The organism is Mesorhizobium sp. HAY1-8B (assembly GCF_056868045.1).
On record NZ_CP200321.1, the window covers coordinates 3,823,834 to 3,841,176 of the forward strand.

Consider the following 17,343-nt stretch of genomic DNA (forward strand, 5'->3'; position numbering starts at 1 on the left):
TGACGTTTTCTGCCATCACGAGCATTCCACCCAGTAGTTGCCGTCCGCATCGACGCGCGCCGCCATGCCGGGCAGCAGGAGCAGCGTCGTCGTCTCCTCCTCGATGATTGCGGGTCCGCGTACCCCCGAGGCCGCTCCGAAGGCCGATCCGTCGTAGACAGGGATCGCGCGAGCCTTCGCTCCCGGCTCGAAACATACGGCCCTCTCGGACTTCGCCTTCGGCGCAGCCAAGGGAGCTTCCTTGCCTGGAGCGGGGGCTGCCGGCCGTGGGTTGGTGTGACCGACCGCCGTCATCTTCCAGGAGACGAATTCCACCCGGTTGCCCTCGTCCGATATTCCATAGACGCGGCGATGCATGTCGTGGAAGGCGCCGGTCAGACCTGCAAGATCGGCCGATGTGAACACGCCGCCCGCGGGCAGGATGAACGGCACCTCGATTTCCCATGACTGGAACTGGTAGCGGCCCATGAACGCGACCTCGATCGAACGGCTCTCATGGGAAACGCCCGAACGATCCAGAAAGCCGTTGCAGCGCCGCAGCAGGTCCGCCAGAGCCGCGTTTACGCGGCTGAAGGCGAAATTGCCGCTGTCCGAATAGGCGCTCGCCGAAACCTGCCAGCGTATATCCGACACCAGACCGCCAAAGGCGCTGAGGCCGGACGAAAGGCGCGGCACCATGAAGCGCGGCAGGCCGAGTGCCTGCGCCATGCCGGCGATGTGGCACCCCGTCGCGCCGCCGCCCGTGACGATCAGGCTGTCGCGGGGATTGAGCCCCTCATTGACGGTGATGTCCTCGATGGCGCCGATCATGTTGTGGTTCGACGTGGCATGGATTGCGTAGGCTGCCTCCAGGCGGCCTATGCGCAATTGCCCAGCTATGCGGTCGACCGCCTGCTCGGCGAGGTTCCTGTCCAGCCGGATCGCTCCCCCGAGGAAGAAGTCCGGATCAATGATGCCGAGCACGACATTGGCGTCGGTGACGGTCGCCTGATCTCCGCCGTGCCCGTAGCAGGCCGGGCCGGGCCGGGCGCCGGCGCTCTGGGGACCGACATGAAGAAGACCGCCGTCATCGACCCAGGCGATCGAGCCGCCGCCCGCGCCCACGGACCGCACGTCGACCTTGGGCAAGCCGAGCATGTCATGGTCGTAGACCATCGCTTCCGGTGTCACCAGGATCTGGCCGGAACGGATCGCCGCGACGTCGAATGTCGTGCCGCCCATGTCCGCCACCACGACATCTTGGCCGGGGACCGCGTGCCGTGCGGCGACCGGGGCCATCGTGGGTCCCGACATGACCGACTGGATAGGGCTGCCGATGATCTCGTCGGGCGGCATCATCCCGCCGGTGCAATTGGCGATCAGCAGTTTGCCCCGAAAGCCGGCTTCGGCGAGCGCGCCGGTCAATGCCTCGATGTAGGCGTTCACGACCGGCCGCAGCGACGCGTCGATGGCGGTCGCGATGGTGCGCCGGTATTCACGCGGAATAGGGTTCACGCGGTGACCGAGACTGACGGGTACGCCCGGCCACTCCTCCTCTATGATCTCGGCGGCACGCAGTTCGTGGGAAGGGTTGACGAAGGCCCATAGGAGGCTGACCGCGATCGCCTCCACACCGGCCTGGCGAAGCAGCCTGGCCGCGGCGCGCACGTCCGCCTCGGACAGGGGCTCGACTTCGTTGCCCAGCGAATCGATGCGGCCGCCGACTTCCATCGTCCGGTTTCGGGGCACGAACGGGTCGGGATAGTCCAGCCGCCAGTCCCACGCCTTTTTTCGAGGGGCTTCCCGAAGCGTCAGCACGTCGGGATGGCCGCGCGTGGCGAGCAGCCCGGTTGGCGCGGTGCGCCGCGTGACCAGGGCGTTGGTCGAGACCGTGGTGCCGTGGACGATGACGTCGACTCGGGCGAGGAAATCCGCAAGGTTGAGCGCGAAGCGATCCGCCGCCACCTTGAGCGCGTTCATGAAGCCCCTGGCGAAATCGCCGGGCGTCGACGGGCTCTTGACGATGACCACCCGCCCTTCGGGGGTCTGGACCACGCAGTCCGTGAAGGTCCCGCCTATATCGATACCGACACGGAACATCAGTCAACTCCTTCCGTCGATACGGACCGGAGCCGCGCGGTTTCCTGGGTGTCGACGACATGGTCGATGCCATTTTCGGCGTGGGCGAGTGCGACGCCATAGACGTCTCTGGCCATTGCCGTGTCGATCCAGCCACGATCGGCGTCACGGGCTACGCGCGCGGGATCACGGTCGAAAGGTGCACCATACCCACCGCCGGAAACGGTGCGGAACACAATGCGCTCGCCCGCGCCAAGCGTTTCCATGTGAAAGGCCGGCAGCGCAAACTCGCTGCCATCGGCCAAGCGTTTGGCGTTTATGGCGCGGGTGCCGTCGCCTCCGCCAACCACGCCGCGGGGCGGATTGACGTCGCCGTCACTGCAATAGGCCACCGTCATTGCCTGCGACAGCGGCCGATAGACGCCCTGCATCGCGGGCGCGCCGTTCCATTGCCCCATGCCCAAGGCATTGGCTGCGATTTTCCGCTCCTCGACAAGGATGGGATAGGTCATCTCGTCGATCTCGATCTGGTCGAGCGCCAGCACGCCGCCGCCATTGGGCGCCTCGTATGTAAGCCAGCCGTCATGTCCGTGAACCGCCGGGCCGGTCGATAGGCCGAGGAACAGCATGTTGATGTAGGGCGACGATGCTCCGGAACGGTCGTCAGTGCCGGAGATAACGCCCATGTTCGCGCCGAATTCCGTTCCGCCCTCGGCCAGGCCATAGGGACTCCCCAACTGGGCGAAGGCGCATTGGACTGCATTGATGAGCCTGTCGTTTATGCCCATCGTGGCGTTGGACGTTCCCGCTGGATAGGTGGGGCGCCCGACAATGCATCCGTCGCGCAGCAGCACGTCGATGCAGCTTGCCGAACCGTCATTGTGGGGCAGGGACGGGTCCAGATTGTAGAAGACGCCGATCCGCCCCGCGCCGGTGGCGCATGCCTCCGAGAGGTTGATGCCGCCGTCAACGCAATCGGGATTGTCGCGCAGATCCACCACGATCTTGCCGGCCTCGGGCTGGATCGTGACCTTCGCGGTGATCGCCACGCCGTTCTCGGCGACGCCTGGCACCGGGTCGTGCCAGCATGTCCATGACAGCGTTCCGGCAGGCAAGGCGGCAATCGCGGCTCGCGCCCTTCGGCGGCCATAGTCCATCCATGCATCAAGAAAGGCGAGGATCGTCTCGCGGCCATAGCGCGCGCCAAGTTCCTTCAGCCTCGTCTCGGCGGTCCTGGCGGCGCCGACCTGCGCCTGATAGTCGCCGTACCAGATGTGACTCTCGCGTATGTTCTGCCGGCACCAGCGGATGACGTCCTCGCGGTCCCGATATCGGGACTGGAAGCGCACGACGGGGATGTGCATGCCTTCCTCGTAGACATTGCGCATGTAGGCATCCATCGTGGTGGGAACATGCGCCCCGGTATCGGCGTGATGCGACCGTGCGACGGTCCAGAACATCGGTACGCCGTCGAGATAGACCGGAACGCACAGCGTCATGTCGGCATGGTGGGTGCCGCCGTGATACGGGCTGTTGGAGAAGAAGGCATCTCCCTCGGCGATGTCGTCGAAAAGTTCCGTTGCCGGCCGGGTCGAGAGATCCATCGCGGTGACGTGAACGGGCATCGCCTCCTCGACGCAGACCAGCCGGTGATCGAATGTCAGAAGACCGCATGAGAAATCGCGTGCATTGGTGATCGCCGTCGAGCGGCTTGCCTTTTTCACGATGTTCGACATTTCGCGAACGATCGACTGCATCCGGTTCGAGAGGACAGCAAGCAGCAGCGGATCGAATTCCGCGAGCATCGGCTCTTCTCCTCCCATGAGCTATTTCTCCGTTAAGCCGCGATAGGATTTGATCAAATATGCACCCGTGTCAACCCATATTTGATCAAATATGGGTTGACCAATTGGACCGCGGGTGTGAAGTCTGCGTCACTGGACAATTGATCCGATGAGGCAGCCTCCCGCTCGGGCAGCCTCCCGCTCGGGCAGCCTCCCGCTCGGGCAGCCTCCCGCTCGGGCAGCCTCCCGCTCGGGCAGCCTTCGACGGCCATCGCCGGCTTCGTGCTATGCACCTGGAACAAATCCAGGAAAGGTGTAACGGTTTTCCGTCCGGAATTGTCAAAACACAGAGAGCGGTTCGGCGATTCCGTGAGAGCTGAACGGCTCTAAAGGACGTCCCGCTTCGCCAGCCTGTGTTCCACGAGCCTGACCCATATGCTGGCGCCGATAGACAGGATTCGATCGTTGAAGTCGTAGCGGGTGTCGTGGGCGACCGCCCGGTGGTCGTCGTCGGCCTGGCCGATCAGGAAGTAGCAGCCCGGACGCCGCTGCAGCATGAAGGAGAAATCCTCGGATCCCATTTCCGCCGGCGGATCGAGAACAAGGTTTTCCTGCCCGACGATTTCCGCCGCCACACGGGTGACCACGCTTGCCGGCTCGGCTGCGTTCACCGTCGGTGCGAAGAGAACTTCGCTGGTGATCTCGACACGTGCGCCGCTGATGGATGCCTCGCCATCGCATACCCGTTTTATGCCGGCCTCCAGAACGCGCAGCACCTCATCGTTGAAGCAGCGCACGGTGCCAACCAGCACCGCCTTGTCGGGGATCGTATTGAACGCTTCCCCGGCATGGATGCTTCCGACGGTGACGATCGCCGGCGAAGCTGCGTCGGTCAGCCTGCCGGGCAGCGCCTCAATCGCCAGAAGGATGCGGGCGGCGGTCGGCAGCGGATCGATCGTCATGTGGGGCGTCGCTGCATGGCCACCACTGCCATGAACGACGATCGTGAACCGCGTTGCGGCAGCCGCCACTACGCTGTCGTGGATAACGACCTGTCCGACCGGGCGCTCGACATTGTGAAAGGCGTAGATTTCGTCGCAGTGAAACCGCTCGAAAAGCCCGTCGTCGAGCATGGCGAGGGCGCCGCCGCATCCTTCCTCTCCCGGCTGGAAGATGAATCGCACCGTGCCCGCGAATTCCGGAGACCTGGCGAGCGCCGCCGCCGCGCCGAGCAATGTCGCGGTATGGCCGTCATGGCCGCAGCCATGCATCTTGCCCGGAAAGCGGGAGGCGTGCGGAAGATCGCGAACCTCCGTCATGGGGAGAGCATCCATGTCGGCGCGTATGCCGACGCAAGGCCCGTCGCCCAGCCTCCCGCGCAGGGTTCCGACCACGCCGGTGCGGCCCACGCCCTCCACGGTCTCGATGCCAAAGCCGCGCAGCTTGTCGGTGACGAAACGCGCCGTCTCGATCTCCTCGAAGCCAAGTTCGGGATTCTGGTGCAGGTGCCGCCGCCATTCGGCCATCTGGCTTTCCAACTGACGGATAGACGGGAGAATGTTCATCATGAGGCTCGGGCTCGGGATTTCGAAGTCCTTGACTGGAGCCAGCCGATCAAGATCAGCAGGATTGCCGAGAAAAGGACAAGCAGGACTGCGGCGGAGGCGATTGCCGGACTGATGGATTCCCGGACGCCGGAGAAGATCATGCGCGGAAGGGTGCGCTCCTCGCCCGTCGACAGGAAGCTTGCCACCACGACTTCGTCGAACGAGATGATGAAGGCAATGATGGCGCCGCTGACAACGCCGGGCGCGATCAACGGCAAGACGACCCTGAAGAATATGAGCAGCGGACCTGCCCCAAGCGATGCGGCCGCGCGCACCAGCGTCCTGTCGAAATTCGAGAGGCTGGCCATGACGGTGGTCAACATCACCGGCACGGCAAGGGCGGTGTGGGTGAGGATTATGGAAAGCTTGTTCCCGACCATCCCCAGGGCCGAGAAAAAGGAAAAGGCGGCCACGCCGACGATTACCACCGGAACGACCAGTGGCGCGGCGATGATCGCATAGAGGACCCGCTTGCCAGGGAATTTCGTCCAGGCAAGCGCCATCGCCGCCGGTATGCCGAGGACGCTGGACAACAGGGTCACGCTCGAGGCGATCAGCACCGAGTTGACGAAGGAGGACAGCCAGCGCGGATCGTCCGCAAGTTCACGAAACCAGCGCCAAGAATATCCAGGAGTTGGGAAGGTTAGCGAAGTGCCGCTGGTCAGTGACATAGGCACGACAATGAGAAGTGGCCCCAGCATGAAGGCAAGTAGCAGGGCTGCGTAGATATACATGGCCCGGCTGCGAAGCGTTGCGGCGTTCATGAGGTGGCAGCCGAGCGCCTGAGCAAAGCCGCCGCGGTCCAGAACAGAATCGCGCTGGCGGCCAGGATGAGCAGCAACTGCACCGACAGCGCTGCCGCCATGCCCCAGTTCAATGTCTTGTTGGTGTAGAAGGCTATGTAGGACGATATCATCTGGTCGGTGGGGCCGCCGACAAGGGTAGGCGTGATATAGTAGCCGAGCGCGAACACGAAGACGATCGCCGCGCCGGACAGAAGGCCAGGCATCACAAGAGGCAATTGGACGCGCCTCCAGGCCGTCAACCATGAGGCACCGAGCGAAAGAGCGGCCCTCATATAGCTGGCCGGGATGCGGCGCATTACCGAAACCAGCGAAAGCACCATCATCGGAAGCAGTACCTGGACCATGGCGATGTAGAGGGAAAAGCGCGTATAGACGAGGGAAAGCGGATGGTCTGTCAATCCGACTGCCAGGAGGGCGGAATTGATCGGTCCGTTCTTCTGCAGAACGATGATCCAGATCACAGTGCGGACGAGGAGCGAAACCCATAGAGGAAAAAGCACCAGCGCGAACAGTATTCGCGACCGTACGGGTGGTGCGCTGACGATCGCCTGCGCCAGCGGCAGCGCGACGACCGCGCAGATCATCGTGACCACGAAACTGATCCACACCGTACGCCACAGGATCTCCAGGAAAACCGCCTTGTCCGCCGGAGCCTTCTCGATCGACCCGTCGGGCGCGCGCTGAAGGTCGAGGCTGGCGAGCAGATAATAGTCGGTGTAGGCGCTGCGCTGCAGGGCAATGGTCCGCCAGAGGCTCACGTCGGACCATCCCGGATAAGCGGCCAGCACGGCTTCGCGCAACGGGCGCTGGTCGAACTTGCCGGCGGCGGCGTCCTTGGCGGTCTTGATGACGAGGAAGCGGGTGCCCACCAAGCGCTGATTGATCAGTTGACCGACAAGACCGTCCCTGCCGGCACGCCGCGCTCGGGCCAGATCGTCCACTAGCGCCACGAAAGTGTCTTCGCCGGGCAGGCCCTGTGCTGGATTCCACCCGTCAAGCGAGGCGACAGTCCGGGTCAGATTGTCCGACAGGTCGGAATTGTCGACCGAAAGAGCGAGGAAGCGAGCGACCGGCCACAGGAATACGACCAGCACGAAGAGAACCAGCGGCAGCGCCAGCAAGATGAAAAGTCCATCACGTCTGTGCCGCCGCCGGTTCATCGGTCATCACTCACGCCGCAACATCACTTTCCAAGCCAAGCCTTGAAGCGCTCCTCCAGCGCCTCCTTATGCTCGGTCCAGAAGGCGTTGTCGTAGGCCATGCCGTATTTCAGATGCTCCGGCGATGTCGGCAAGTTTGCGAGTTGTTCCGCAGGGATGAACTGCGCCGCTTCCTTGCGACCTGTTCCGTAGGCATAGAGCGCCGAAAAGCCCGCCTGATTCTGAGGTTCCGAGAACCATTTGAGAAGATCCAGCGCCTCCTTCTCGTGCGGTGCACCCTTGACCACCGCCCAGATGTCCGTGCCGTAGAAGAAGCCGGCCTCCCACACGATGGCGTAAGGCTTCTTCTCCTTGAGCGCCTCGTTGGTGATGCGTGCGTTGTATTGATCGGACATCACGACTTCGCCGCTGTCGAGATTCTGGATGGCCTGGGTCGTTCCGGACCACCAGACGGCGTTCGGCCTGATCTTGTCCAGCATGGCGAAAGCGCGATCAACACCTTCCGGCGTGGAAAGAACCTTGTAGACGTCAGCCGGCTTTACGCCATCCGCCATCAGTGCGTTTTCCAGAGTGTACTGGGCCTGGGATAAGACGCCGCGCTTGCCCGGGAACTTGTCGACATTCCAGAAGTCCGCCCAACTCTTCGGCCCGCTGTCGCCCTTGAAGACGTCGGTGTTGTAGGTGAGAATCGTCGCCCAAGTGTCCGACGCCACACCGCATTCGTGCAAGCTGCCGTCGAGATAGCTGGAGGGATCGCCGGTGATCTCCGGGGTGAGGGGAACGAACAGGCCTTCGGCGCAGCCGATCTCGGCTGCCGGCGCTTCCACCGATACTAGGTCGTAGGTGATCGATCCTGATTGGACCTGTGCCCGGACTTTGGCAACCTCGCCCTCCCACTCCTCCTGCACGACGGGCACGCCGGTCTGCTTCGTATATTTGTCCCAGACGCCTTCCTTGTACGCCTTATCCCACGTGCCGCCCCACCCGACGACGGTGATCGGCTCCGCACCCTGCGCGGCCACTGCGGTGAGAACCACGCCAAGAGCGGCGGTCGAAATCGCATTCAAGTATCTACCCATCGTACTTCCCCTGTTTCAGTGTTATATTTGATCAAATCACAATCCTAAAATGCATTGATAATCAACCAAAAAATCTTGTATGGTGCGAAAAAATGAATCGAGCGGTCGGATTTGATCGAATGCAAAGCGCCAGAACTGCGTGTCGAAACCTGACGTTAGGACAATCGGCGAAACGATTTCCCCTCTGTGTGTGCGCGGCCGCTCCCGAGACGCGGCGGCACTGATGCGCGCCAAGAGGGACGCGGTGCCCGGCCAGATGTCAGGTGGCGACATTCCGGAGACCGCTCACAGGCGCGTCTATGCCGATCTGAAGCAGCGGCTGATGAGCGGCGACTTCGTGCCGGGGCAGAGGCTTGTCGTGCGTCATCTGGCGGAGCAGTTCGAGACAAGCGCAATGCCGGTCCGCGAGGCGCTGCGACAACTCGTCAGCGATGAAGCGCTCTATGACCATCCGAACCGCGGGGTGATCGTTCCCGAGGCGACGGTGGATACGATCGGGGATCTGACACGCGTGCGCTGCAAGATCGAGGGCGCCGCTGTCGAATGGGCGGCCGCTACCATCAGCACGGCTGAGCTGGAGCAGTTGGAGCATGTCAACGGGGCAATGGGCGAATGCGTCCGGGTTCGGGCCATGGTGGAATATCTGACGCTCAACCGCCGTTTCCATTTCACCATCTACCGCGCTGCGCGTTCCGTCCAAATCAACCAGATCATCGAGCGCATGTGGCTTCGTGCCGGCCCCTGGCTCAATCTCGTGCGTGACGGAACGATGGCCGGCACCGGCCTGCATCATCATGAAGAGATGATTGCCGCCCTGCGGAGCGGCGACGGCAATGCTGCGCGCCAGGCGCTGGTCGCCGACATCACCGACGCGGCGGATGTCATCCTGCGCGCGGCTGCGACGCCTCTGCGCGTTCTGCCAAAGGCGCGGCGGCGCCCTGATGCCAGGAGCAAGAGGACCTTGACGCGATGACTGAGGGTTCGACCGCCACCCGGGCGCATGTGGAATTCCGCGATATCGCAAAGAGCTACGGCAACGCCGTGCAGGCTGTGCGTGACCTCAACCTGGATATAAGGCGGGGCGAGTTTCTGACCCTGCTCGGTCCTTCCGGTTCGGGCAAGACAACCGCCCTCATGATGCTCGCTGGGTTCGAGGAGCCGTCGCAGGGCGAGATCCTGATCAACGGCCGGCGTATAGACAATGTTTCGCCGAACCGGCGCGGCATCGGGATGGTGTTCCAGAACTATGCGCTTTTCCCGCATATGACCGTTGCGGAAAACCTGGCGTTTCCCTTGCAGGTCCGCCGCATCGGCAGGGCTGAGGTTGAGGAAAGGGTCAAGTCTCTTCTCGAGATGGTCCGCTTGCCAAGTCTGGGCGCGCGCAGGCCGGATCAGCTTTCAGGCGGACAGCAGCAGCGGATCGCTGTGGCGCGCGCACTCATCTTCCAGCCGTCGCTGGTGCTGATGGACGAGCCGCTCGGCGCCCTCGACAAGCAGCTTCGCGAGCAGATGCAATATGAGATCAAGGAGATCCATGCCCGGCTCGGTGTGACATTCGTCTATGTCACCCACGACCAGACAGAGGCGCTGACCATGTCGGACCGCATCGCGGTCTTCAATGCGGGCTCGGTCCAGCAACTGTCGAACCCGGCTGAACTCTACGAGCGTCCGCAGACCAGCTTCGTGGCGAACTTCATCGGCGAGAACAACCAGTTCCACGGAACGATAGTGCGCAAGCAAGGCGACACCGCCATCGTCAGGCTGAACGATGGCGCAGACGTTGTCGCGATGCCGGTCGGCGAACATCCCTCGTCCGCCAGTGCCGCCACCATCGTGTCGGTCAGGCCGGAGCGGGTGAGCCTTCTGGCTCGAGCCGGCGAACGCGACAATGGGTTCGTCGCGACGGTGCGTCAGGTCATCTATGTCGGCGACCATGTCAGAATAATCTGCGATGTGCCCGGCATGGGCCCGATCGTGCTCAAGACACCGAATGAAGCTGGCCGGCGCGATGTGTGTCCCGGTACGGAGGTGAACATAGGATGGTGGGCGCGCGACTGTCTTGCGCTTGCGCCATGAGGATAGGGCCGGCAGGAGGCCGGACAAGGGGAGGACAACATGACTGCAACGCCCAAGGTGATCATCACCTGTGCCGTGACGGGATCCATCCACACGCCGACGATGAGTCCCTATCTGCCGATCACGCCCAACGAGATCGTGGAAGCCGCCGTCGGAGCGGCCGAGGCTGGCGCCGCCGTGATACACCTGCATGCGCGTGACCCGGAAACCGGCAAGCCCACGCCCGACCCGCGACTGTTCATGGACTTTCTGCCGCGCATCAAGCAGCAGACAGACGCCGTTATGAACATTTCGACTGGCGGGGGCCTCAAGATGTCGCTTGAGGAGAGGCTGGAGGCCGCCCATGCCGCAAGGCCGGAGTTGTGCTCTCTCAACATGGGATCGATGAACTTCGCGCTCCACCATATCGTGCCGAAATACGATACGTGGAAGCACGAATGGGAGAAGCCCTATCTGGAAGGAACGAAGGGCGGCATCGTCTCAAACACGTTCGAGCAGATCGAGAGGGTCATCGTCGAGGTGGGGCAGGCCTACGGCACGAAGTTCGAGTTTGAGTGCTACGACGTCAGCCATCTCTACACCCTGGCCCATTTCCTCGACCGCAAGCTGTTGACGCCTCCTCTTTTCGTGCAGACGATCTTCGGCCTGCTCGGCGGGATAGGTGCGAGTCCGGAAGACATGATGCACATGCGCCGCACCGCCGACAGGCTCTTCGGCCGGGATTATCTCTGGTCGATCTTGGCGGCAGGCAAGCACCAGATGGGGCTGTGCACGATGGGAGCTGTAATGGGAGGCAACGTCCGCGTGGGCCTGGAAGACAGCCTCTACCTCGCCAAGCATAAGCTCGCCAAGAGCAATGCCGAGCAGGTGGCGAAGATCAGGCGCATATTGGACGAGCTTTCTTTGGAAGTGGCGACCCCGGAGGAGGCGAGAACCATCCTCAAACTCAAGGGTGGGAACGAGGTGGCGTTTTGACGAGGGCACCGGTCATTACCTTTGCCGGCGTCGTGCACCCCTGGATGTGCGATGCGATGGGACACCTCAACGTCCGGCATTATGTCGGGATGTTCGACGACGCCAGCTTCCAGTTGCTAGGCCGCGTCGGCGGGCTGGAGATGGACACGAAGCGCTACGGCTGGGCCGATGTCCGCATGGAGATAGACTATCTCCGGGAGACGTCGGCCGGCACGAATGTTTCGGTCCACTCGCACGTCGAAGCCATCGGCACATCCTCGCTGACCTATGTGCATAGATTGACCGGGACGCTCGATGATATCCCTCGGGCCCGAATGCGTGTTGTCAGCGTGCATTTCGACCTACTGGAGCGCTGCAAGGCCAAACTCCCAGTCGAAATGCGGGACCGCGCTGAAAAGCTTGGGATTGCGGACCAGACGTAACCTTGGCCACCCGAGCCCGCTGAGCAGATGAACGGCAATGCTCAGCCGGAGGCGCGGAGCGGCAATAGCCGAGTTCATTCAGGATCACGATATCCGGATGAATCAGGCGGTTTGCGATTTGGCCGCCCTTGTTGGTTCGCACTGTCTTTCGACAACCGTTTGATTTGCTTGCTGAAACGACTGCGGTGCTATCGACGGAACAGTCCCAAGGGATCGTCGTGTCCAAAGGACATCCAGTTTGGCTGGGGTTCCTGGAGGGTTTTCGAACTTTCTGTGTCGCACCCCAGCCGGAATTGCATGCGCTTATGGGACATTCGCTAAGGTCAGTCACCTACAGATGACCAACTCCAACGGAGCAGATCGTCCAGTCGGTCGATCTCTGCAGTCGCTGCCTAGAAGCGATGGCTTGCATGAACGGCCAAAGCGTCATTCGCTCCGCCGCAGCTCTCGCGTATGATCAGCTTCGGCACGATGAATTCCATTCCGAATTTGACTTCGATGCTGCCTTCAACCAAGCCGATGAGATGTCTGGTTGCGCTGCTGCCCAGCTCTTCAGTTGGCTGGGCGACCGTCGTCAGGCGAGGGACAGTGTATTGTCCCTCCAGAATGTTGTCATAAGCGACGACCGCGACATCTGCTGGAACGCTGAACCCGAGGTCTGCCGCGGCGCGCAAAATGCTGATCCCGGCGAGATCATAGGTGGCGAAGATCGCGCTCGGCCTTGCGGGCGCTTCCAAGATGCTGCGCGCAAGCTCGTGGGACGACTGGCGGTCGTACTCCTGGCTGTGATGTAGGACCGGCTTGAAGCCTGCGTCGGTCATCGCATGCGCGTATCCCCGTGCGCGCTCGCTTGGCACCCGAACCGGGCCGCAAAGCGCAGCGATGTCGGTGTGGCCAAGCGAGAGGAGATGGCGGGTCGCGGTGACCGCGCCAGCAAAGCTGTCCGTAGCCAGCAGAAAGGCGTTCGGCGCATAGTTGATGCGGCGGTCGAGCAGGATGAAGGGTACGGCGATTTCCGAAAACAGGGCAGTCAGTTCATCGGAGCTGCTGCCGCTGATCAGAAAGAGCCCGTCGACCTGCCGGTCGAGAAAGGTACGGACATAGCGTAGTTCCCGCTGCGCATCCTGCTCGCTGTTGCCGAGCACGAGCGTATATCCCGACAGGTCAGAGCAGTTCTCGATCACCCGAGCCAGCTCGGCGTAGAACGGGTTGGAAATATCGGGAACGATCAAGCCAAGCACACGCGACCGCTGCCCCCGCAAGGCCTGTGCCACGCGGTTCGGGCGGTAGCCAAGCGCAGCGATGGCGTCGAGCACGCGCTGCCTTGTTTCGGCCGCGACCGGCCGCGGCCCGTCATTGACGACATAGCTGACGACGGCTGTCGAGGTCCCTGCGCGTCTTGCAACATCGGATCGAGTGACCATTACCTGCCTTGCCCCGAGAAACCGGCGAACTCTCCGTCAAGTCCAGCATTCATGCATGTGGTCCATGACATGAACTCAAGAAGGAGCTGTTCTTGTCGGCATATGCGCTGATGGCGGTGAAATGATCGCAACCCTCCTGCGGATGGGCCTGGACCTTGTTGCCCCCAGCCTGCCAGGCCGCGCAGAACGTCTCCGACTGCCGCCAGAATTCTTGGCTCTCGTTGGAACCCCAGCTGACAAGCAGCGGTATTCCGTTCTGCGGCACGTGCAGTATCGGACTGTTACGCCTGATCTGCTGGCCGTTGAACTGTATCTTCGGTTGGATCCACGTGTACTGGAAGGGCTCGATATCATAGAGCCCGCTGATCGGGCAGCCCCCCTTGATGACGTCCGCCGGCAGCCCGTAGTCGTTGATCCAATCGGTCACCGCCATCATCGCGGTCAGATGGCCGCCGGCGGAATTGCCGGTCACATAGATCCGGTTGCCGTCGGCGCCGAATGTGGCGGCGTTCTTGTAGGTCCAGGCAATCGCGGCCCGGCACTGGCGCACGATCTCGTCGACGGTGACTTTTGGGCAAACGTCGTAGTCGATGATGACGGTGGTTACGTCATTGCCGGTAAAGCCCTTGGCCACCCAGATGTAGTTTTCCTTTTTCAGGCGACCGTCGAACCAGTAGCCGCCATGGATGAAGACCACGATCGGCGCGCCGGTCGTGCTGGCGGGATAGATGTCGAGCTTCTCCATACGGGTTGGTCCGTAATGGACGTCGGGCGTGCGGTTGAGGGTTTTTCTCGCCTTTTCGGCCTCCGCAATGCGGCCGGCGATGATTTTCTCGAACGCCTTGGGGGCGTCTATCCTGAGCTCGGGCCTGTACTCCCAGTCGAGCTGTTCCTGCGTTTCGAACTGACGGTACAGCGGCATTCGAACACCCTTTTCTCTCATCTGCACACGCAGCGTGGCGCAGAGATCCTGTTGCGTCCAGCCCGTGGCATGACGCTCTTTTTTGCGCCGGCACTTCGGCCAACCATGCTTGCAAGACCAATTCTACTCGTGTAGATAACATTTAAACGAGGCAATGTCGAGCATCCGGCCGATCGCCCATGCGTGCATCAGCCTCCGATAAGCGACGCGACCAAGTCTGGAGAATGCGATGAGTGGCAAGAGGATCCTGATCGTCGGCGAGACCTGGTTCACGACGGCGACGCACACCAAAGGCTTCGATTCCTTCACCACGACATCGTTCGGCGAGGGCTATTCTATCCTCAAGGCCGCACTCGAGGCCGGCGGTTACCAGGTCGATGTCATCCAGAACCACGCCGCTCCGACGGATTTCCCAGACACTGTCGACGGGCTGCGGAAATACGCGACCGTCATCCTGAGCGACATCGGGGCCAACACGCTGCTGCTCGCGCCAAAAACCTGGCTGCACGCGCAGCGTTCGCCCAACAGGCTGGACGTGATCGCGGATTACGTGAAGCGCGGCGGTGGACTGGTCATGGTCGGCGGCTATCTGACCTTCACCGGGATCGAGGCCAAGGGTTGCTGGAAGGATACGCCGGTCGAGGCCTGTCTTCCCGTTCGCCTGATGGCGACGGACGACCGGCGCGAACATCCCGAAGGCGTTGTCGGCACAATCGTGCGCGATACCCATCCTGTCTTCAATGGGGTGCAGGGGCCGCTGCCGGCATTGCTCGGCTACAATCGTGTGACGCTGGCCGAAGGCGCGGAGCTCCTGGCGACGATCGGCAACGATCCGCTTCTGGCCTTGACCGAACATGGCAAGGGCCGCACGGCTGCCTTCATGTCGGACTGCAGCCCGCATTGGTGTCCCGCCGAATTCACCAATTGGCCCGGCTACAAGGCCATGTGGTGCAATCTGGTCGCCTGGACAGGTCGCGGTTGACGGCGCCGATGCTTGACCTTCTGCACGACTGCGACCCCGGTAACGACGACGCACTCGCCATCCTGGCCGCGCTGGGACATCCGGCGGTGCGGCTTCTGGCTGTGACCACGGGGGCTGGACATCTTGCGAGCGACCGCACCGCGATCAATGCTGCGATCACTGTTGCCGCGGCCCATCCGCTGGTCGCGCCCGTCTGCGAAGGCTCGGTCGGGCCACTGCTTCGCGAGCGCCTGATCGCCCGAATTCTCGATATGGAGAGCGCGCTCGACCCCGCTCGCGATGATCTGGCGCGCGTCGAACTCGACCCGCAGCATTCCGTCGATCGGATCGCGGCCGAGGCCGCCGCGCATCCCGGCCTGACGATCGTCGCTACCGGACCGCTGACCAATCTCGCCCTTGCCTTGCGGCGCTACCCGCGGATCCAGCCGCTCATCGGCAGGATCGTCACGCTCAGCGGTGCGTGGGGCCTAGGGACGAAGACGGCGGCGGCCGAATGGAACATTCTGTGCGATCCCGAGGCGGCGGCGATCGTCTATGGCTCGGGCATTGCGTTGACGATGGTCCCGGTGGACGCGAGCGGCACCGTGCCGATCACGCATGCGCTGATCGATCGCGTCGCGGCACTTCCTGCGCCTGCCGCGAAACTGGCCGCGGAGTTGCTGGCATCGCTGCGCGCAACGCACCGGCCGAACATCCTTACGCCGACCGAGGCGCCGCTGCATGATCCCTGCGCGGTGCTCGTGGCGGCGCAGCCTGGGATTGCGAAGACCGTCAGGGCCCGCGTCGATGTCGAGACGTCACCAGGGCTGAACTATGGCCGCACCGTCGTCGATTTTCTCGGCAGGTCCGACAAGCCGACCAACTGCGACGTGGTCATCGAATTCGATATCGAGGCGACGCAAGAGGCTCTTTTCGCGTCGATCGCATCGATCGCGGCGCTGCAGCGCGGCGATGTCGAAGCAGGCAGCATAATTCCAGCAGCACATCAAACGAAACAACAACAGGGAACACGATGATGATGAGAATCCTTTCGAAGTTACTGGCCGGCGTTGCCGGCGGATTGCTGTCCGTCTCGATCATGGCGGGCGCGGCCAACGCGGCCGACAAGCTCAGCGCCGTCTACGTGATGAGCGACAATCTGGGCGACATGGGTTTCAACGACAATGCCGCAACCGGCTTTGCCCGCGCGGAGGCGGATGGCGTGCGCACGCGCCTGCTACAGGCCTCGCCGAGCGACCCGCAATTGTGGCGCCAGAATCTGGAAGCGGTTTCCAATTCCGGCGAATGGAACATCATCTTCACCGGACCGAATATGCACGACAATCTGGCGGCGGTCGCGCCCCAGCATCCCGAACAGAAATATGTCTTCTTCGACGATCAGCTGGATCTGCCGAACGTTCTTTCGGTGAAGTACGCGCAAAACGAGGGATCCTATCTCGCCGGTGCGCTCGCGGCGATCGCCGCGACGGACAAGGCGGAGTTCCCGCTTTCCTCTGGTGAGCCGAAGATCGCGGTGGTCGCCGGCATGGATCTGCCGGTCATCCAGGACTTCATCGTCGGCTTCAAGCAGGGCGCCAAGACGGTGGTGCCGAACATCGAAGTCCAGGTGATCTTCATCGGCAACTTCAACGATGCGCAGAAGGCCTACGACCTCACCAAGACCGCCATCGAGAATGGCGCCAACGTCGTCTACAACGTCGCTGGCCCCGCTGGCCTCGGCATATTGAAAGGCGCTGCGGATGCGAAGAAATATGCAATCGGCGTCGATTCCGACCAGAACGGACTGCACCCCGACAACGTCCTGGCCTCGATGCTGAAGCAGATCGGCAACTCGATCTACGACTCGATCGGGCAGGTTCGCGACGGCAAGGCCGAGTTCGGCAAGCTCAAGATCTACGGCCTCGCCAACAACGGCGTCGGCCTGGTCTACAACGATGCCCTGGTGCCGGCCTCGGTAAAGGCGAAGATCGACGAGGCGAAGGCGAAAGTCGTCAGCGGCGCGCTTAAGGTCGAGACGGCCTTCAAGTAGACTTGGAAGCAGACGGGCG

General features: G+C 62.5%; 15 protein-coding genes. 7 read left to right on the forward strand and 8 right to left on the reverse strand.

Annotation, left to right across the window (positions count from 1 at the left end):
* Window positions 1–15: 15 nt before the first annotated feature.
* The 6 genes from AC1VON_RS17905 to AC1VON_RS17930 all read right to left on the reverse strand — a co-directional run bounded on the left by AC1VON_RS17905 (window position 16) and on the right by AC1VON_RS17930 (window position 8,494).
* On the reverse strand, window positions 16–2,079 hold the full coding sequence (locus AC1VON_RS17905; RefSeq protein ID WP_483124375.1) for a hydantoinase/oxoprolinase family protein: 2,064 nt from the start codon (window positions 2,077–2,079) through the stop codon (window positions 16–18).
* Window positions 2,079–3,863, reverse strand: a complete 1,785-nt coding sequence (locus tag AC1VON_RS17910) for a hydantoinase B/oxoprolinase family protein (RefSeq protein WP_483124376.1) — start codon at window positions 3,861–3,863, stop codon at window positions 2,079–2,081. Before AC1VON_RS17910 ends, AC1VON_RS17905 begins: the two co-directional genes overlap by 1 nt.
* Before the next feature lie 365 nt (window positions 3,864–4,228).
* On the reverse strand, window positions 4,229–5,368 hold the full coding sequence (locus AC1VON_RS17915) for an amidohydrolase (protein ID WP_483124377.1): 1,140 nt from the start codon (window positions 5,366–5,368) through the stop codon (window positions 4,229–4,231).
* A 38-nt stretch (window positions 5,369–5,406) separates the two neighbouring features.
* Window positions 5,407–6,183 (reverse strand): ABC transporter permease, encoded by a 777-nt coding sequence (locus tag AC1VON_RS17920; RefSeq protein WP_483124378.1) that lies wholly within the window; start codon window positions 6,181–6,183, stop codon window positions 5,407–5,409.
* Window positions 6,184–6,209: 26 nt separating this feature from the next.
* Window positions 6,210–7,376 (reverse strand): ABC transporter permease, encoded by a 1,167-nt coding sequence (locus tag AC1VON_RS17925; protein ID WP_483124379.1) that lies wholly within the window; start codon window positions 7,374–7,376, stop codon window positions 6,210–6,212.
* Window positions 7,377–7,438: 62 nt separating this feature from the next.
* Complete coding sequence (locus AC1VON_RS17930; protein WP_483124380.1) at window positions 7,439–8,494, reverse strand: ABC transporter substrate-binding protein; 1,056 nt, start codon at window positions 8,492–8,494, stop codon at window positions 7,439–7,441.
* Between the two features lie 223 nt (window positions 8,495–8,717).
* On the opposite strand from AC1VON_RS17930, the gene AC1VON_RS17935 reads away from it, so the two are divergent.
* From AC1VON_RS17935 to AC1VON_RS17950, 4 genes are read left to right on the forward strand one after another with little or no spacing between them, the layout of a single operon-like run.
* Window positions 8,718–9,467: a GntR family transcriptional regulator gene (locus AC1VON_RS17935; RefSeq protein WP_483124381.1), complete on the forward strand. Its 750-nt coding sequence runs from the start codon at window positions 8,718–8,720 to the stop codon at window positions 9,465–9,467.
* The gene (locus tag AC1VON_RS17940) at window positions 9,464–10,570 is read left to right on the forward strand and encodes an ABC transporter ATP-binding protein (RefSeq protein WP_172350951.1); all 1,107 of its coding nucleotides are present in this window, start codon (window positions 9,464–9,466) and stop codon (window positions 10,568–10,570) included. The genes AC1VON_RS17935 and AC1VON_RS17940 overlap by 4 nt, the downstream gene beginning before the upstream one ends.
* Window positions 10,571–10,609: 39 nt before the next feature.
* Window positions 10,610–11,545 carry a 3,5-dioxohexanoate:acetyl-CoA acetone transferase gene (gene kce / locus AC1VON_RS17945; protein ID WP_172350950.1) on the forward strand — a complete coding sequence of 312 codons (936 nt, stop codon included), beginning with the start codon at window positions 10,610–10,612 and terminating at the stop codon, window positions 11,543–11,545.
* On the forward strand, window positions 11,542–11,967 hold the full coding sequence (locus AC1VON_RS17950; protein ID WP_246740702.1) for an acyl-CoA thioesterase: 426 nt from the start codon (window positions 11,542–11,544) through the stop codon (window positions 11,965–11,967). Before kce ends, AC1VON_RS17950 begins: the two co-directional genes overlap by 4 nt.
* A gap of 392 nt (window positions 11,968–12,359) precedes the next feature.
* Here AC1VON_RS17950 and AC1VON_RS17955 read toward each other — a convergent pair whose 3' ends face one another.
* Together AC1VON_RS17955 and AC1VON_RS17960 are read right to left on the reverse strand one after the other, a co-directional pair.
* Window positions 12,360–13,391, reverse strand: coding sequence for a LacI family DNA-binding transcriptional regulator (locus AC1VON_RS17955; protein WP_172350949.1), 1,032 nt, complete (start codon window positions 13,389–13,391; stop codon window positions 12,360–12,362).
* A gap of 49 nt (window positions 13,392–13,440) precedes the next feature.
* Window positions 13,441–14,313: an alpha/beta hydrolase gene (locus AC1VON_RS17960; RefSeq protein WP_483124382.1), complete on the reverse strand. Its 873-nt coding sequence runs from the start codon at window positions 14,311–14,313 to the stop codon at window positions 13,441–13,443.
* A 229-nt stretch (window positions 14,314–14,542) separates the two neighbouring features.
* Between AC1VON_RS17960 and AC1VON_RS17965 the strand changes: the two genes are divergently transcribed.
* Genes AC1VON_RS17965 through AC1VON_RS17975 form a run of 3 tightly spaced genes read left to right on the forward strand, consistent with a single transcriptional unit; the run spans window position 14,543 to window position 17,324 of the window.
* Complete coding sequence (locus tag AC1VON_RS17965) at window positions 14,543–15,295, forward strand: glutamine amidotransferase (protein WP_172350947.1); 753 nt, start codon at window positions 14,543–14,545, stop codon at window positions 15,293–15,295.
* Window positions 15,296–15,303: 8 nt separating this feature from the next.
* Entirely contained in the window at window positions 15,304–16,311 is a 1,008-nt protein-coding gene (locus tag AC1VON_RS17970) for a nucleoside hydrolase (protein ID WP_483124383.1), read from the forward strand.
* Window positions 16,311–17,324, forward strand: a complete 1,014-nt coding sequence (locus AC1VON_RS17975) for a BMP family lipoprotein (protein WP_172350945.1) — start codon at window positions 16,311–16,313, stop codon at window positions 17,322–17,324. The genes AC1VON_RS17970 and AC1VON_RS17975 overlap by 1 nt, the downstream gene beginning before the upstream one ends.
* The last annotated feature ends 19 nt before the right edge of the window (window positions 17,325–17,343 follow it).

Excerpts from the sequence above, each read along its gene's own strand:
- AC1VON_RS17905 (WP_483124375.1), bottom strand. The coding sequence starts at position 2,079 with ATGTTCCGTGTCGGTATCGATATAGGCGGGACCTTCACGGACTGCGTG.
- AC1VON_RS17910 (WP_483124376.1), bottom strand. The coding sequence starts at position 3,863 with ATGCTCGCGGAATTCGATCCGCTGCTGCTTGCTGTCCTCTCGAACCGG.
- AC1VON_RS17915 (WP_483124377.1), bottom strand. The coding sequence starts at position 5,368 with ATGGCCGAATGGCGGCGGCACCTGCACCAGAATCCCGAACTTGGCTTC.
- AC1VON_RS17920 (WP_483124378.1), bottom strand. The coding sequence starts at position 6,183 with ATGTATATCTACGCAGCCCTGCTACTTGCCTTCATGCTGGGGCCACTT.
- AC1VON_RS17930 (WP_483124380.1), bottom strand. The coding sequence starts at position 8,494 with ATGGGTAGATACTTGAATGCGATTTCGACCGCCGCTCTTGGCGTGGTT.
- AC1VON_RS17935 (WP_483124381.1), top strand. The coding sequence starts at position 8,718 with ATGCGCGCCAAGAGGGACGCGGTGCCCGGCCAGATGTCAGGTGGCGAC.
- AC1VON_RS17940 (WP_172350951.1), top strand. The coding sequence starts at position 9,464 with ATGACTGAGGGTTCGACCGCCACCCGGGCGCATGTGGAATTCCGCGAT.
- kce (WP_172350950.1), top strand. The coding sequence starts at position 10,610 with ATGACTGCAACGCCCAAGGTGATCATCACCTGTGCCGTGACGGGATCC.
- AC1VON_RS17955 (WP_172350949.1), bottom strand. The coding sequence starts at position 13,391 with ATGGTCACTCGATCCGATGTTGCAAGACGCGCAGGGACCTCGACAGCC.
- AC1VON_RS17960 (WP_483124382.1), bottom strand. The coding sequence starts at position 14,313 with ATGCCGCTGTACCGTCAGTTCGAAACGCAGGAACAGCTCGACTGGGAG.
- AC1VON_RS17965 (WP_172350947.1), top strand. The coding sequence starts at position 14,543 with ATGAGTGGCAAGAGGATCCTGATCGTCGGCGAGACCTGGTTCACGACG.
- AC1VON_RS17970 (WP_483124383.1), top strand. The coding sequence starts at position 15,304 with ATGCTTGACCTTCTGCACGACTGCGACCCCGGTAACGACGACGCACTC.
- AC1VON_RS17975 (WP_172350945.1), top strand. The coding sequence starts at position 16,311 with ATGATGAGAATCCTTTCGAAGTTACTGGCCGGCGTTGCCGGCGGATTG.